Consider the following 1230-nt stretch of genomic DNA (forward strand, 5'->3'; position numbering starts at 1 on the left):
GGGCCGTTCCCACCTGCTGAGGAGAGTGCACGACCCATGACCATTGTGACGCTTCACCCTGCTCTGGTGTCCGGTCCCACGGATGCGGAGCTGGAGGAGATCGAGGCGGAGATGCCGCTCATCGCCGCCGAGGTGGATTTGCTGGACGCGCAGATCACGGTGATCGACCGGCCCGCGTCGGAGCTGGACGTCCGGCGGGTGCGCCGTGCCCGCCGCCGGGTCCTGGCCGCCCGCCGGGAGTTGGCCAACCGCACTGCCGTTCCGGCGGGGGGTGCGGCGTGAACACGCAGCCCCTGAGTGCGGAGGTGCTGAGCGGCCCGGTCGCCGACCTGATCGCGGCCGTGGTGGAAGCCCTCGACGTGCCGCTGCCGTCCATCGCTGACGCTGACGAACGGGCGTATCACCGGCTCCTTGAGCGCCGCGTCACCGATGTGCGCGTGACTCTCGCGGTCCTCCTCAAGTACCCCGAGACGGGGGTTGGCGACAACGCCGCATACATCCGCACCCGCACCGCCGCCGAGCCTGTCACCTACACCCCGTTCGAGCCCCGCCCGGACGGGGGCACACCGTGAACCGCATCGGCAAGACGCTGCTCGTGCTGGCGCTGGTGGCCGTGGTTGCCATGGCGTTTAGGGTGTCGTGGAACGCGCTGCGGGACGTGGCCCGTGCGACGGGGGCGGACCCGACGGCCGCGACGCTGTACCCGTTCGTGGTCGACGGCCTGATGGCACTGGCCCTGGTCGCCACCCTCGTCCTGACCGGCGACGCGCGACGGTTCGCGCTGCGGGTCCTGGCCGCCTACACCCTCGCCTCACTCGTCCTCAACTACGTCCACGGACTGGTCCCCGCGCTCCACACGGAGTCGGCCGACTGGGGGCGGCTGGCCGACTGGGACCCCGCGAACTGGCTGCTCGTGCTGCTCGCCACGAGCCTGCCGGTCGGGTCGATCTACTTCGGCTCCGACCTCGTGGCCAAGGTTCTCCACCACCAACCGCCTGCCGCCATGAATGCGGAGGAACCGGATCAGACCGTCATGGATCGGTTGGGGTCTGACCTGCCCGAGTCGGCTCCCGCGCTCCCCGTCCTCCCCGCCCCGGTCGGGATGCCGACCGCCGACCAGTCGCCCGACCCGCGCCCCGCCACCGGACCGGACCGGTCGGTTGAGCCGGTACCCGTCCCGGTGGTTGAGCCGGTTCCGGTGCGGGCGGTCGCCGCCGCCGGGTCGGGTGC

Annotated in this window: 3 protein-coding genes; all 3 read left to right on the forward strand. The window is 71.9% G+C overall.

Annotation, left to right across the window (positions count from 1 at the left end; translation table 11 throughout):
* The first annotated feature begins 36 nt into the window (after nucleotides 1–36).
* Entirely contained in the window at nucleotides 37–282 is a 246-nt protein-coding gene (locus ACWF94_RS40775; RefSeq protein WP_453500392.1) for a DUF6284 family protein, read from the forward strand.
* Entirely contained in the window at nucleotides 279–572 is a 294-nt protein-coding gene (locus tag ACWF94_RS40780) for a hypothetical protein (RefSeq protein ID WP_453500394.1), read from the forward strand. Before ACWF94_RS40775 ends, ACWF94_RS40780 begins: the two co-directional genes overlap by 4 nt.
* Nucleotides 569–1230, forward strand: a 662-nt coding sequence (locus tag ACWF94_RS40785; protein ID WP_453500396.1) for a DUF2637 domain-containing protein, incomplete at its 3' end; no start/stop codon positions are given. The genes ACWF94_RS40780 and ACWF94_RS40785, both read left to right, overlap by 4 nt.

Source organism: Streptomyces sp. NPDC055078 (assembly GCF_053607985.1).